17 protein-coding genes are annotated in these 13357 nt (G+C 67.7%); 3 read left to right on the forward strand and 14 right to left on the reverse strand.

Annotated features, from left to right (window positions below):
• Positions 1-4 precede the first annotated feature (4 nt).
• The 3 genes from ABZ855_RS45785 to ABZ855_RS45795 form a co-directional block, all read right to left on the reverse strand.
• The gene (locus ABZ855_RS45785) at positions 5-163 is read right to left on the reverse strand and encodes a hypothetical protein (RefSeq protein ID WP_360819164.1); all 159 of its coding nucleotides are present in this window, start codon (positions 161-163) and stop codon (positions 5-7) included.
• 227 nt (positions 164-390) lie between these two features.
• A complete protein-coding gene (locus tag ABZ855_RS45790) occupies positions 391-657 on the reverse strand; it encodes a hypothetical protein (protein ID WP_360819167.1) in 267 nt (88 codons plus the stop codon).
• Positions 654-1403, reverse strand: coding sequence for a hypothetical protein (locus ABZ855_RS45795; RefSeq protein ID WP_360819209.1), 750 nt, complete (start codon positions 1401-1403; stop codon positions 654-656). The genes ABZ855_RS45790 and ABZ855_RS45795 overlap by 4 nt, the downstream gene beginning before the upstream one ends.
• Before the next feature lie 167 nt (positions 1404-1570).
• On the opposite strand from ABZ855_RS45795, the gene ABZ855_RS45800 reads away from it, so the two are divergent.
• Complete coding sequence (locus ABZ855_RS45800; protein ID WP_360819170.1) at positions 1571-1852, forward strand: hypothetical protein; 282 nt, start codon at positions 1571-1573, stop codon at positions 1850-1852.
• A gap of 264 nt (positions 1853-2116) precedes the next feature.
• Here ABZ855_RS45800 and ABZ855_RS45805 read toward each other — a convergent pair whose 3' ends face one another.
• On the reverse strand, positions 2117-2554 hold the full coding sequence (locus ABZ855_RS45805) for a hypothetical protein (protein ID WP_360819173.1): 438 nt from the start codon (positions 2552-2554) through the stop codon (positions 2117-2119).
• 835 nt (positions 2555-3389) lie between these two features.
• On the opposite strand from ABZ855_RS45805, the gene ABZ855_RS45810 reads away from it, so the two are divergent.
• Positions 3390-3563: a hypothetical protein gene (locus ABZ855_RS45810; protein WP_360819176.1), complete on the forward strand. Its 174-nt coding sequence runs from the start codon at positions 3390-3392 to the stop codon at positions 3561-3563.
• 558 nt (positions 3564-4121) lie between these two features.
• On the opposite strand, the gene ABZ855_RS45815 is transcribed toward ABZ855_RS45810, so the two are convergent.
• The 6 genes from ABZ855_RS45815 to ABZ855_RS45840 form a co-directional block, all read right to left on the reverse strand.
• Positions 4122-4619, reverse strand: a complete 498-nt coding sequence (locus tag ABZ855_RS45815) for a hypothetical protein (protein WP_360819179.1) — start codon at positions 4617-4619, stop codon at positions 4122-4124.
• Between the two features lie 308 nt (positions 4620-4927).
• Complete coding sequence (locus tag ABZ855_RS45820; RefSeq protein ID WP_360819181.1) at positions 4928-5407, reverse strand: hypothetical protein; 480 nt, start codon at positions 5405-5407, stop codon at positions 4928-4930.
• An 85-nt stretch (positions 5408-5492) separates the two neighbouring features.
• On the reverse strand, positions 5493-5843 hold the full coding sequence (locus ABZ855_RS45825) for a hypothetical protein (RefSeq protein WP_360819184.1): 351 nt from the start codon (positions 5841-5843) through the stop codon (positions 5493-5495).
• Positions 5844-6291: 448 nt separating this feature from the next.
• Positions 6292-7245: a hypothetical protein gene (locus tag ABZ855_RS45830; protein ID WP_360819187.1), complete on the reverse strand. Its 954-nt coding sequence runs from the start codon at positions 7243-7245 to the stop codon at positions 6292-6294.
• A gap of 236 nt (positions 7246-7481) precedes the next feature.
• The gene (locus ABZ855_RS45835; RefSeq protein ID WP_360819190.1) at positions 7482-7685 is read right to left on the reverse strand and encodes a hypothetical protein; all 204 of its coding nucleotides are present in this window, start codon (positions 7683-7685) and stop codon (positions 7482-7484) included.
• 44 nt (positions 7686-7729) lie between these two features.
• Positions 7730-8005 (reverse strand): hypothetical protein, encoded by a 276-nt coding sequence (locus ABZ855_RS45840; RefSeq protein ID WP_360819193.1) that lies wholly within the window; start codon positions 8003-8005, stop codon positions 7730-7732.
• A gap of 383 nt (positions 8006-8388) precedes the next feature.
• On the opposite strand from ABZ855_RS45840, the gene ABZ855_RS45845 reads away from it, so the two are divergent.
• Positions 8389-9693 (forward strand): hypothetical protein, encoded by a 1305-nt coding sequence (locus ABZ855_RS45845; protein WP_360819196.1) that lies wholly within the window; start codon positions 8389-8391, stop codon positions 9691-9693.
• Between the two features lie 66 nt (positions 9694-9759).
• On the opposite strand, the gene ABZ855_RS45850 is transcribed toward ABZ855_RS45845, so the two are convergent.
• The 4 genes from ABZ855_RS45850 to ABZ855_RS45865 form a co-directional block, all read right to left on the reverse strand.
• A complete protein-coding gene (locus tag ABZ855_RS45850) occupies positions 9760-10362 on the reverse strand; it encodes a DUF6461 domain-containing protein (RefSeq protein WP_360819199.1) in 603 nt (200 codons plus the stop codon).
• Between the two features lie 71 nt (positions 10363-10433).
• Positions 10434-11315, reverse strand: coding sequence for a hypothetical protein (locus ABZ855_RS45855; RefSeq protein WP_360819201.1), 882 nt, complete (start codon positions 11313-11315; stop codon positions 10434-10436).
• Positions 11316-11414: 99 nt separating this feature from the next.
• Positions 11415-12110 (reverse strand): hypothetical protein, encoded by a 696-nt coding sequence (locus tag ABZ855_RS45860; RefSeq protein ID WP_360819203.1) that lies wholly within the window; start codon positions 12108-12110, stop codon positions 11415-11417.
• A gap of 40 nt (positions 12111-12150) precedes the next feature.
• Positions 12151-13161, reverse strand: a complete 1011-nt coding sequence (locus ABZ855_RS45865; RefSeq protein ID WP_360819206.1) for a hypothetical protein — start codon at positions 13159-13161, stop codon at positions 12151-12153.
• Positions 13162-13357 lie beyond the last annotated feature (196 nt).

The raw sequence follows: 13357 nt of genomic DNA on the forward strand, positions 1-13357 counted from the left end.
CGGTTCACAGGTGGCGGGACAGGGGTGCGGAGGGAGGCTGCGCCGGGCTGGGCAGCGTCGTGGTGGGTGCCGGCCGTTGGGGAGTGCGTGCGGCGTGATTGCGTGCGAGGAGGATGCTGTCGGCGGCGCGGGAGAGGGCATCGGCCTTGTCCCCGAGTCGCATGGCCGGTTCCGGGTCCGCGTCGGCGGCCTTCAGTAGATGAGACCAGGCGATGTAGATACCGACGACGGCCTCGCGGATAAGCGGCAGGAGGCCCGCATCGGGTTCGGCGATCTCGGTCAGGACCCTGGCGGCCTCGTCACCGCTGTGAGCGTCGAGGGCCCGCTTGGACAGCTGGGCGAGATAGCGCAGGGCGGCTTCGCGCCCGTCGTCCGGCGGGTCGAGGGCGTTCAGCGCCGGGGCGAGATGGACGCTGTAACCGGCGGTGAGCAGGGTGTGCGAGGCGGCCGTGGCCTTGCGGCGCTCGTCTCCGATCGGGAGGCCGTGGGGAGACGGTGGTACTCGCCCCGCGGACCGGGGGCGTGGAGGAAGCCGTTTCGCTGGAGGATGCCGGCCGCTTCCTGGGTGCCGCCGAGGGCGATGACCAGCCCGGTGCGGGAGTCCTTGGTGATGGTGATGTATTCCAGCACCGCGAAGTCGGGCTCGCTCTGTCTCATCGAGTCCTGGTCGCCAAAGCCCGGGGTGTGGCCGGGGCTGGCGGCGCGGTGGCGGTGGGAGCGATCCGGCCCGAGGGGTGCTGGAGGGCGAGGGCGATGCCGTGGGCATTCAGCCGCAGGCCGATCGCGCGGACAGAGCGGGCCTGCACGGTGGTGTCGTCGCCGCTGAGACGGTAGATACCGGTCTGCGCGTCCGCCACGAAGCCGTGGGCGGCCAGCACGTCCCGGGCCATCGTGCCGACGGGGGCGGCGGCCAGGCTGCCGTCGGCCTGCCAGGTCAGCACGACCCGATGGGGCCCAGACAGCTCGATACTGGCTGCGGCGTTGCGGCGGACCTGCTCGAGCGCGCTCTCGTAGCGGGCGAGCAAGTCACCGGCGACCTGCTCGGCCCCCAGGAACGGTTCGTCCGACAAGGCGATACCGTGGGGTTCGCGCACGCCGCGGTACGCCTCGTCGGGCAGATCACGCGGGGCGACGGCGGCGATGAGGAAGCCCTCGCGTTCGCCCGGCCGGTCCAGGACGACAAGCTGGGCGCCGTCCGGGCGGGACAGGACGGCCGCCTGCCGCAGAGGCTGCTCGGCCAGAGCGGCGGCGACGAGGTCCAGGTCCCAGATCCGGTCCGTCAGTTCGGCGAGGTCGTCCTTGTCGTCGGACGGGTGGTCGGTGGTGGTCCAGTCGCCGGGGAGCTCGCCGGCGAGGACGTCGGCGTACGAGGCGAGGCGTTCAGGGTCTTCGTGGGGGTGCATGGTGTCCTTGGCGGGAAGCGCGGTCAGTGGCGGAGTCCGGCGGCCACGGCAGGCGGTGGCGGCGCCGGGACGGCACGCGGCGGGGGCGGGCATGCGCACACGCCGGAGCGTTCGCGTTCGTTGGCGGGCACTTCTGCGGTGCAGGTGCTGCGGTCGGGGTGCGGGGCGTGCCGGTCGGTGAGGTGGTTGCGGGTACGGATGAGGTCGCTGCGGATGACGCGCAGATGCTCGTCGGCGAGGTCGCGCAGCCGGGCGGCGGCGTACGGGTCGGCTGCGGTATCGAGTCCGTCGTGGAAGTCGGCTGCGGCGTACAGGACTTGCCCGATCGCGGCGAGGATCCCGTCGTACGGGGCGGTCAGCTCGGTGAGCGCGTCGGCCGCGTCCTGAGGGTGGTCGCCTGGCGGAGGCGCTCGGAGAGGTGGGCGACCGAGGACCCCAGCGGCAGGTAGAGGGCCGGGCGGTGCTCGGTCTCGAAGTCCTCGGCGCAGTCGACGTGGTAGCCGACGGACTTGAGCCGGGCGACGGCCTCGGTGGCGAGCTGGCCCTCGGCGCTTGTGTCCAGGCCGGTGGGGGCGCGGTGGTAGGTCTCGTGGAGGCGGACGACGGGTACGAAGCCCGCGCGCTCCAGGACGGTGTGGGCCTCACCGTCGCCGCCGCGGGCCAGGACCTCCTCGGAGTGCGGATCACGGTGGACGGTCAGGACGTGGTCGGGCTCACCGGCCGCCCCTCACATCGGCGACGTGGACGAGCTGGCCGAGGGCGGTGGTGGTGTACCAGCCGCAGTCGATGAGGGCATCGTGTCCGGAGTGCTTGGGCAGGAGGTGGTCCTCCATTGCACGCAGGTGGATCAGGCAGTCCGGGCAGCGGCGCGAGAGGTGCACGAGGTAGCGGGGGTGGGCCGTGATGTAGGTCTGGGCGCCCCCGGTGGCGTCGCGCAGCCGCCATCCGTCCTCGTCGGTCGGGGTGTGCCAGGACGGGGCGACGACCCGCATCGAATCCCCCCACAGTTCCCCGCTTGCCACGCCTTTGACGACGACGACCTGGTCACCGGTATGGAAGTGGGCGTGGGTGATGTCCCGGGCGGGGGTGAACGGGTCGGGCGTCGGCGCGAAGGCCGGCGTCGGCGGAGGGGTTGAGGAAGACGGGAACATGCAGGACCTTCCACACGGTGCTAGGTGGCGGCGGGAAGATCAATGGTCCGCAGGATCGCCCGTTTGGCTAACCGGCGATCGTCGGCTATGTTCCCGGCCGCCGAGCGGAACAGAATCTGCGTACTGCGGTCCTGCTCGGTGGCAGCGCCGGGAATCGTGACCGGGCGAGTCGGTTCGCTCTGGCCGAGGCGCGGCCCATCCGAGGCGGGACAGGCCTCCTGCTCCCGTCCCGCTCAGTCCGCCTCGCTGCTGGTGCCTTCGGCGATAAGTGTGCTGCGGGAACGTCGCGTGGCGGTCGTCAGCCCGTTGAGAGCGCCCCCGCCGTTTCAGCGCGGCTCCACCACGTCTCGCAGCATCAAGATGTCGAAGCGCGGAGCCTGTTACAGACCAGGGCGCTGTGCACTGGCGGAGGGTTGCGTGGGCAGGGAAACACGTCTTGCGATGGCCGCAGTCAAGAGGATCGGGGATCGGTCAAAGACCCAGGACGAAGAGCCGTGTCGACCTGTGCGAAGAGGCACTGATCTCTGCACCTCCGACACGGGGAGTGACTCACGTCACAATGCAAGTCCCGGGTGAGGGGGTTGCCGCTGCAGGGGCGAGGGACGGAAAACTTTCACGAGAAGACGCCCGAAGCTGGGGTGACCTGCGAATTCGGGTTTAAAGCTGGTATTGCTTTACGTGTTGGCTCGTCGCATATCCCGCCGTGCGGGACGGCTCGGTCAAGTTATACGCGGCATTCCACCTGAGTCGACGTCAGGGTCCAAGAGCAAGCCGTTCGTGAAGTGATAGAGTCGCGTTGCTGAACACCCTTTTCCGGCACTAGTCAAGGAGGGGGGTGAAAGGCGTGAAACACCATGGTCGAAAGCCGACCGAGGAGCCATCACGGCCGAGCCATCGGCATCGCCGCAAGGCGGGCTGGTGGCAGAGGCTCAAGAAGCTGGTCCTCGTGCTGCAGCTGGGGCTTGTCGTTGCGCGCATCGTGCAGTTGACCAAGTCATGGCTGGCTTGACCAGGGTGTGTGTGCAGGGGTCCGTCGCGAGCGGCGAACCCCTGCGTGCCATCCACGTCTAGCCCCGGCGGGGCCTGTGCTTACTTGGAGGTGAGGCAGGCCCCGTCGTCGTTGCGGACGACTCTTAAGACTCTACCACTCAAAACTATTTCACCCGGGTCCGTAAAGTAGTTTACGGTTTCGCTCTTTCTTTTCGCAGTCGGTGAAAAGGTTCCTGACCTGAGAATTGTTCGCTAATTATGTTTTGGGTCCCCTCTTTTTTGTGTGAAGCGGGTTTGTGGTGAACTCTCTCCCGGGTCGCCCATTTGGGTGGCGTGCCAAGAAAAGAAACTGTTCCCATGTGGATGCGGTGGCTGCGGCACTGGAGTGCGGGTGGCTCCTCGGGCGAGTGAGTGCTGGACATGCGTTTCTCCTGGTCCAGTCCCTGATCACACGGGAACCGGACGCGGAGGCAGTCTCGAAGTGCCGCTGGCCTGGGACGATGTGCCGCTCACCCATTGGGGTGACGGTCATTCATTTCTCCGTCGGCATGGGATTCGTCCTCGGTCCCGAGGACGGTCATCGGAACGGGTTTTCGGTCCCGAGATCCTGCTCGGTGGCGGCGTCGAGGAGTTCGACCAGGTCGGCCCGGTCGGTGTCGCGCTGGTCGATCCACCATCCCGCGCGGGTGACCGTGCGGGCCTTCTCCTCCAGCGCAGCCCAGTCGGCCTCGTCCCAAGTGCCTTCGATGACCAGTGCGGTGTGCGCGGCGGTCATCAGCTGGTGACGGGAGCGCTCGCCCCAGTCCAGGGCCCGCACGGGTCCTTCCAGCGGCGGCATGTCGAACCGATCGGCCCACTGTGCGGCGGCCTGCTGCTCCTCGGCACGCTTGGCGGCGAGCCACTGCTCCTTGGACTCGGAGTCGGTGTCGCGGGCGGCCTTCCAGCAGTCCGAGCAGTCGCGCTCGGCGAGCCAGCGTGCGAACCCGGCCCGCCGGTCGGCGGCCCGGTCGGACAGATCATGAACGACCGTGTGGCCGCAGGCGTGCTCGACAGGCCAATTCAAACGGACAGTCATCGATCGAACTCCTTAAAAGTGCTGATGAGAAGGGCAGTTGGGGCGGTGCTCTCGGACACCGGCATGCCTGCGGCGGGGGTCACAGGCGTCGGACGGGGGAAGTGGTGCGGGGCGGCGGTGCGGGGGGTGTGGTGTCCAGGGAGGGACGCGACCGGATCCGCGGCGGCTTGGGGTGCGGTGCGGTGGCAGGACGGCGACGGTGGCACCGAGGTCCTCGGCCGCCTCGTGGACCTCGGCAACGAGGAAGGCGAGCTGCCTGCGGAGCGCGCTGAGCCGGGCGCCGAGCCGTGTACCAGGACTCGATCAGATCAAACTCGTCCCGCCGTCGCGCAGCTTGAGCCCTTTCGGTCCATATCTCGCGCTCCCTGGCGGTCAGTTGGGCGTCGGGCTGGTGGTGCTGGTCGGCGAGATCCGCAGCGAGGGAGCCCGTGCTCCCCCCAGAAGGCGAGCTGTGGCCACAGGGCGGAGTGCTGCTCTCGCTCGGCGGCCGAACCGGGCTCGGCGGGACGCTCCAGAGCACGGACGATCTCGGCGTGCGAGGCGTCGAGGGCGCCGAGCAGTTCGCGCCAGGCGGTGATATGCCGGGCCGGGGGCAGTGTGTCCAGGGCGCGTCGGGCCGAGTCCAGCAAGTGGCCGCCGTGCGGGGCGAGATGGGCGGCATATTCGCTCATGGCTGCCTCGTTGCGGCGGGCGCGGGCCGTTGCCGCAGCGTGGTGGTGGACGGTGCGGCCGTACCGGTCCCGGGTGGTGTCGAGTGCGGTCTGGATTTCGCGGTCGATGACGGCCATGCGCAGCGGAATCCGCGTGCCCGGGAGACGAGGTCCGCCGTGTTCGGTACGGGGGGGGCGTCGGGGATGGGGATACTCCTGGGAGTCATGGCTGGCGGCGCGATGGACGGCCGGGCGGGGCGGCAGCTGTCATGGCCGGCGGGCGCGGCGGACCGGCGGGAGTGGCCGCTTTCGGGGCGCCTGCGCGCAGGTCAGGGCCGAGGTCGACTCGATAGCGGGCGGCGGTGAGCATCTCGGCTGCCCAGGTGGCGTGTTCGTTCTCCCAGGCGCTGCCCAGGTCGAACGGGAGACGGATCCAGACACTGCGCAGAGTGGGTTCGAAGAGGAAGCCGGCCCTGCGCAGCACGTCGCCGGCGAACGCGTCGACAGAACCGGTGACTTCGACCTCGCCGCCGTGCCCGCGCAGGATACGGATCGGCCGGGTGTCGGATGTCATCGTGACCGCCCGACGCTGGGCAGGTGAACGGCCGGCGCGTGCGCGGGCGGGTTCGGCCGTACAGGCGGCGCAGAGGCGGCCGGAGCCGGGCCGCTCTGGGGGGAGGGGCGGGCGGCTGCCCGGGCGAGACGACTGCGCCGTTCGTGCATCCCGTGGTCCCGGAGTGGGCGGGGTGGAGCCGGGGGATCAAGGGCGGCGCCGGCGCGTACGCGGTAGCCGAGCGCGCGCAGATCGTGGACGGCTTGGCGGGTACGGCGCTGTCCGTCGCGTTCTGGCGCGGGGAGCCGGTACAGGCCCGAGGCGCCGGGGATCGGTTCGAACTGCTCGCGGGTGAGGAACCAGTCGGCCTGGTGGGCGGGAATCTGCGGGCTGACTGCGGCGACGTAGCCGTGTTCGGGATGGGCGGCGAAGCAGAAATGGTCGGACAGGAAGGGGGCCTTTCTTCTGGTCAGCGATGCGCGGACGGAGAGGGAGGCGGCAGGACAGGCCGGGCTGCTGGAGCGGGCGCCACGGCAGCCGCTGGGGTGGGAGAGGCGAGGGCGGCGTGGGCGATGCGCGCGAAGGCGTCGGTTTCGGCGAGCCAGATACCGAGGGCCGGCATCACCTGTCGTCCGAGCCGGGTACCCATCTGCCCGGGCGGCTCCAGGGCCCTGTGCGGCAGCAGCCCCAGGTCTCTGAGGCGGTCCTGCCACACCCTCATGGCGGGCGCGCAGAAGGCGAGGGCGTCGGTCAGACGGCGCACGACGCCGGCATCGGCGGGGTGGTGGGCGACCGCGGTGCCGCAGTTGTCCAGCACGCCGGGCGCGTGGGTGAGAACGGGCAGGAACTCCAGCCAGACGCGGTCGGCGAGCACCCTCTCCGCCTCCTGCAGTACCTCGGGTGAGCTCAGGGGGATGCCGTCGCTGAACCGGCCGGAGGCGTGCATCGCCCGCTGGGCGTCGTACTCGGCGCCGATCGCGTCGAGCGCCGCGAGGACGGCGTCCGTACGGCGTTGGTGCAGGGCCCGGTGGTAGGCGGGCAGGAACGTGCCGGTGATGACTCGCGCGGCCGGGCGCGGCCTTGAGGGAAGAACGATGCCGGCGGGCGTGTGCGGATTGTCGTAGCTGTTGTCGAACTCCTGGTGGGGAGCCAGCGCCCCGACCAGGTACCCGAGTTGGGGATCTGGGCCGCGTTCGGCGAGCAGCAGCTCGACGCCGGTGGTACTGGTCAGCCTGGCCGCGTAGGGCACGCGCTGGTCCTCCACCGCGCGGACGAGTTCACCGCTGTCCCATAGCCAGGGCAGCAGGTCCCCCTGCCAGACGGGATGGGAGTAGATCTCGACCTGGGCGGTCCACTCCCCGGGCAGCAGTTCGGCGATCCGGTCGGCGATGTCGCCGAGGAACGGACGAACGCTGACGGTCACGGTGGTGCGGTGGCGGCGGGCGAGAAACAGCAACTTCGCCGCGGCTGCCCGTACGTCCGGGCCGGGCGTGCTGTAGCTGCCGTTGGCCTGTTTGGTGAATCCGGCCTGTTCGAGGGCGGTGTGCGCCCATCGGTACTGCGTCCCGTGGGCGATGGCGATCAGGTTGGCGGCGCGGCTGTAGGCGAGCGTGATCTCGGCAGGGCGGTCGGGGGCATCGTTGGAACTTTCGAGGGGACTCAGTGGCGCGCCCGCAGCCGCGGCTGCGTAACGGCGGCCAGCCGGGTTCGTAGCCGGACCGGCGGCGGCGAGTCAGGGCCGGCCGGTGTGGATGTGGTGCGCAGGGTGGCTGCGGTGGTGAACAGCCGGGTACGGGCCGCGTCGTAGTTCTCGGCCGCCACGATCCGCAAGGTCTGGGGGTCGTCGCGCAGCGGGGAGAGCACGAGGCCGGACAGGGCCTCCCGTTGGAAGGCGGTGGTGGCGTAGGTCAGGGCCTCGGTGAGCAGGTCCAGGGCGCCCGCGGTGCCGGCGGCGGCCTCGGCGAGCCGGACGAGCGCGACACGTTCGGGCAGGTGAACTGTGGTGCGGTAAACCGTTCCTGGGCCCGTTCGGCGGCCTGCTGCAGATGGTGGGTCAGCATGCCGATGTCGTCCGTGAGCGCGACCAGGTCGATGGCTGCGGGGCCGGTGGGGAAGCCGGCGGCCAGCTCGTCCAGACGCCGGGCCAAGACATCAAGGGCGGCCTGGGTGATCGAGGAGGACATCACACGGCGCCGGCCGCATGCCGGCTCTCTCGGGTGACGAGTACGGCTCGCAGGCTGCGCCCGCCGTTCCACCCATCGGCCGGGCACGTGTCTCCAGGACGTCGTACAAGTCCTGGAGAGTCATCTCAAGCGCTAATAACGGTGACGTTTACGGAAATAACTAGCTTTTAAGCATGGCCATTTTTCGATCATCATCTCTGAGGTGTTGTTGATCCGCCCTCTGTCTCGTGATCGGATCCCCCCGCCTACTACCCGTAAGCGCCTGGTTACTGGGCACGTGACAGGACTTAGGCGACCGACGGACACACCAGAGGGGAAAATAGACAATGCGACTCAGGCGGGCGTTTGCCGCAATTGCGGCCCTGGCCATGGTCACGGGAGGCATGACCGCAGCCTCAGCTACAGCCGATGAAGCACCGTCGGCCAGTGCACCGCCGACCGTCTCGTACCAGGAGAGAGAAGCAGCCGCCAACAAGCCACGCCTCGCTCCTAAACGCGCGGATGCAAAAACACCGGAGACTTGCGACGTGGTTCAGCAACAGGCTGCCGCTGACGGCAAGAAACAGGCGTTATGCATCGAGACTTTAAGCGCCTCTGAGGTGCCGAAGCAGCTGAAATCTGTACGCTCTTCTGCTGCCGGACCAGGGATCGTGTGGTGTGACGATAAGGAGTTGGGTGAGGTCTACGTCACCCGCTCCTCCATCTGTGAACAGCAGCTGATCCATGCCATTCTCATAAACACCCAGACCGGGGCGCCCCTCGGGGACGCGTATCTGACAGTCAAGCAAGAGGTGAACACGCGAGACGTAGCCGACGCGCCCATGAATGTGTACTTCGACGAGTACTTCTACCTGCAGGTGCAAGCTGTCTCGGGCGCCCTTGTCGCGGGCTTCAACGTGACCGTCGACGCCGACTGCGCTCCCACATCAGCATGCGAACAGGGACCCGACCCCTGGACTGGCCCGACACCCGTCACGCTGCTCTCCGAGATAGACGGAACCTGGCTCCGCTCATGGAAGAACACGACGCTCCACGACACGTTGCTTCTGGGGTACACCCTCACGGTGTCCCAGGGCGCAGCAAAAAGCAGCCACTCCTGGGGAGTTAACGAATCCAACGGCTGGCAGGTGCGCTGCGACAACGAAATCAGTAAGTACGCCGGCTGCATTATCCCTGCGTTCATTCCGACATTCGTTATAGACTACGCCAAATATCCGGCAGGCAGCGACTACATCAATCAGGCCCAGCTGTACATCAAAAGTTACCCCGGCCTCGAAGGTGACGGTCAGCCGCTGCACCGTGAGGCAGACGACACAGTTGCCACGAAAAATCGCAACAAAGTATGTGATAGCACCTTCAAGCCTGAGGACAAGTTCAATAAGAAGTACGAGATCCAGTGCGACGAATATCCATTCGCCCGAACCAAGGAAAGTGGAGCGCAATTGGGTATAACTTCAGGAAGTCAATGTAAGCAGTTCACTGCATGGCCGGGACTCAAAGACCAGGAACCTCGCCAAAATTACATAATGCAGGCCACCGTGCCACACGGTACTGCTAATTGCGCCAGGGCCAGTATGCTCAAGGCGGACAACGAGGGGATCGGAGGTGACCTCGGTCGCTTCTACGTGAAGAATCGAATCATCAACAACGATCCTTTCTGGGTCAAAGCTCCGACGTGGCGCCCCTAGAGTAGAACATAGGCCCAACGCTGTGGGTTCGCCGACAATTCTGCGGCGAACCTACAGCCGCGCCATCTATCCAAAAACAACGGACTCCAATGGTTCGAAGTCTGTGGCTCGCGGAATTTCGAGCGAGAACTCCTGCTCCAGCCGTGCAAGCACAGTAGAAGTAGGGTCCTCAGATTCCGCGAGACCCTCGACCGATATCCCACCCACAGCTCCCGCTACCGGATGGATGGGGTCAAATGAGTTAACGACTTCACCGTTGACGAAATATTGCACCCAACTGGCCATGTTCGCGGTGCGGGTGAATGAGACGAAGCGAGTCGATCGGGACACTTCTAGCCCAATTGAGCGATTCGTGGCATAGGATCCGAACGACTGGATGGCGAAGGCCCAGCCTGCGATCGAGCCGAACCTGAGAACCTCCGCATTAGGGCGGAGGAAATCCAGTTCACGCAATTTTTCTGCGTCCAGGTCGTGAAATTCCAGGCTATTTTCGTCCGGGTACCTGCTGCATAGATCGATTGCCTCGGCCTGATCTCTCGTCAGCATGAGGGCCCCGTCGGGGTCAGCTCCCATCCTCCGGATGAAGTCCTCCGGAGTCACCTTCTCGCAAAAGGCCACGCTGAATCCCTCAGGGAAGGAAGTGCGTAGCCATTGCAGTCCGTCGCTCATGTCTCTCCATCTCAGGCCAATGAGGCTAACGATTCTACTGGGCGCTCAGCTCGGAATGTTCAAAGATGGAGTCACACCCCACCGCACGAAGAGCTATCGGTGAACCCTCCATCGAGCTCAGGAGCGGCCGTGAGGTGCACGGGCACACCGTCGGGCGCCCGGCTCCCGGTGAGGGACCACCCCCTGACAACCGTGTAGGTGGCGGTGGCTTCCTCGACGACCGGCGCCTTGGGCCCGTTTCCGCACGGCAGCGGGGTGAGAGTCTGCGGGCCGCTGAACGGCGCCGAGTAGGTCCAGCACCCGGTGCCGTTGCGGGCGGTGACGGTCGGGCCGTCGACGAGGGCGACACTGCGCAGCGGGCGCCGAGAGCAGAGGGAGGAGGAGGCTGGAGAATCCGCCCCAGCGGACGTAAGACGCCGGCATACCCGATGTCGGTGGGACGGGCGATGAAGAACGGGCGTCCAGAGGTTCTCCAAGGTCGTTCGGGCGGCGGTGGCCAACGCATGTGCGTCAGGGTCGGCGGCGTACGCGGTGGGCGCCGGAGGTGACGGCGGCCCGGCGGTGCTGCTCGCTGACCGTCGGCATCGGGGAAGACGCCGAGGCGGGTTGAGCGTCTGCGAGTGGGCTGTGACGGCTACGAGAGCTCGCTGGAGGCTGCGCAGGGCGTCGTCGTGGCCGAGGGTGATGTTCAGCTGGCTCTCGACCGGTGTGGCGGTGCCGGGGCGGGCGGTGAGCCGGTGGGCATCGGCGAGGCCGGTCACGGCCGTGCTCAGGTGGGCAGCCGCCCGGTTGCTGTGTTCGAGCGCGGTGGCCAGCTGGACGAGGTAGGCGCGTCCCTCGTCGGTGGTGGCGAGGGGGCTGTCGGCCGACCGGAGCAGCTCGTCCATGAGCCCGGAGGACAGGTTGTACACGGAGACGAGCTGCTGCAGCAGGGGCGCGAAGGCCGTCTGCAAGCTGTCGGTCTGGGGGTGGGACCAGGTCGGTGGTGGTCCGCCGGATGCGGCGCTGCCAGGTGGAGAGCTGGGTGCGGATGTTGGCATCGTCGGTGGTGCTCATCGGCGGCGTCCCTGGCGCGGGTTGCCCGGTGGAAGGGGTGGGTGGGAGCGCGGTCCGTCCAAGGAGTGCACGGTGATGTGGAAGTCGCGGTGCCGCAGATGCTGCAGGCTTTTGATCAGCTGACGCCTGGTTTGTTCGGGGGTGAGGGTGTCGGGCAGGTGGCATTCGCCGGTGGCGGGGTCGAGGAGGAAACCGCCGTGCGCGAGCAGCTCGATGAAAACGGGGATGTAGCCGGTGCGGATCCGCGGACGCTGCTGCGCGTCGAGAGCGATGTGGACCTGAAAATGTCCGGGACTGCTGCGCCGGATCGGGGTGGCGGAGGCGAGACGGTAGTCGATCAGCAGCCGGCGGTGCAGTCTGGCTGCGGCCCGGGCGGGGTCGGCGGGGACGGCGATGCCGCGCGGGGCCCTGAGGCCCTGGACGTGCTGGTGGCTGGTGTTGGCCGGCAGCATCGGCAGGACGAGGTACTCGTCCGGACGGTGGGGGCGGGGCATGACATACAGCTGCAGGCCGAAGTGGTGCGTCAGCACGCTGCGCTGGACGGCGTCCGTCTGGAAGGCACTGTAGGGCAGGGGGCCGCTGTCCCAGATCCGGTTGCTGGCCGGATCGTCGGCGATGAGTACCGCGGTGGCGGCGGGCTGCCAGCCGGGCAGGCGTTCGGCGAGCGCGTGGGTGAACTCGGTTATGGACAACAGTGGTTCCTCGTGCGGTGGGATGTCTGGATGGTGCTGGTCACGAGGAGGTGGCCATGCCGTTGGCGTCGGTGCGGCGGCAGGTGTAGCCGAGCAGCGTGGACTTGCCCGCCGTGGTGGGGACGGAGGCGACGTCGGAGCAGGTGAACGTGTAGGTGAAGTACGGGGAGTTGGTGGTGCCGAGCCAGGCGCGGTCGTCCTTGTCCGGAATGATCTCCAGTCCCGGGGCGACGGTGTCGCGCTGAGTGTGCGTGTGCGCGAAGGCGACGAGGGCGCTGCCGTTGGCGGTCTTGAGCGCGTAACTGTCGGTGAACTCCGGGCTGGCGGCGGAGAACGCGGTGGTGCCCCGGGGGCCGAACTTGCGGATCGTCTTGTCGTGCACCTTGATCTGCCGGGTCGATGTCTTGGTGGTTGCGAAGAGCCTCTTGCCGCTCATGTTGCCGCCGGTGGCGAAGTTGTCGCCGACAGCGGTACGCAGGACATCGACCGGAGCGGAGACGTTCTTGGCGGAGGTGGCGTCGAGGGCGGTGGCGTAGCCGTCCGCGTCGAGGGCGATCTTGGGGAGCTGCTTCTTGTCGTCGAGGTCGACGGAGGAAACCATCTCCCACCGCTTCGTCGTCGCCTGCTCGGCCATGACGAGGAGACGGGCGTACTTGTCGGTCTTGCCGCTGTAGGTGACGGCGGCGAACCACCGCCGTTGGCCGGCAGCGAAACGCGGAATGTAGACGGTGGTGGATGCGAGGTTGTAGGACCACGGCCTGTACGTTTCGCGGTCGGCCTTGGGCAGGCCCTCGTCCTGCTTGTAGTCCGCGACCGACATCGCGTACAGCGGGCCGTCCTCGATGGTGTCGAGCAGTCGGCGGTTGTGGGTGGCGTTCGCCTGGTTGTTGATCTTGGAGTAGTGGGCGATCTGGGCGAGCGCCTGCTGTTTCGTCAGGGCCGGTTCAACGGTCGGCGTAGAAGGAGCGGGAGAAGCAGTGCGGCTGGCCTTGGCCGTGGTGTCGGTGCTGCCCGAGAAGGTGCAGGCGGACGCGGTGAGCGCGGCCGTCACGACGGCGGTGAGCCAGAGGGCGGTGCGGCGGGCGGAGGCGTGCAGCGGAATGAGGAGGCTCCGGGGAGTGAGGGATTAGCGGGTACGGGACGTGGTGGCGCAGGCCGCGGGTGCGGAGCGCGTCGGGGCCGTGTGCGGTGTCGTCCGGGTGTCGGCGGCGGCACGCAGCCGCTTCGAGGCGCGGGCCAGATGCGCA

It is taken from the genome of Streptomyces sp. NPDC047042 (genome assembly GCF_040644035.1).
Classification (GTDB): Bacteria; Actinomycetota; Actinomycetes; order Streptomycetales; family Streptomycetaceae; genus Streptomyces.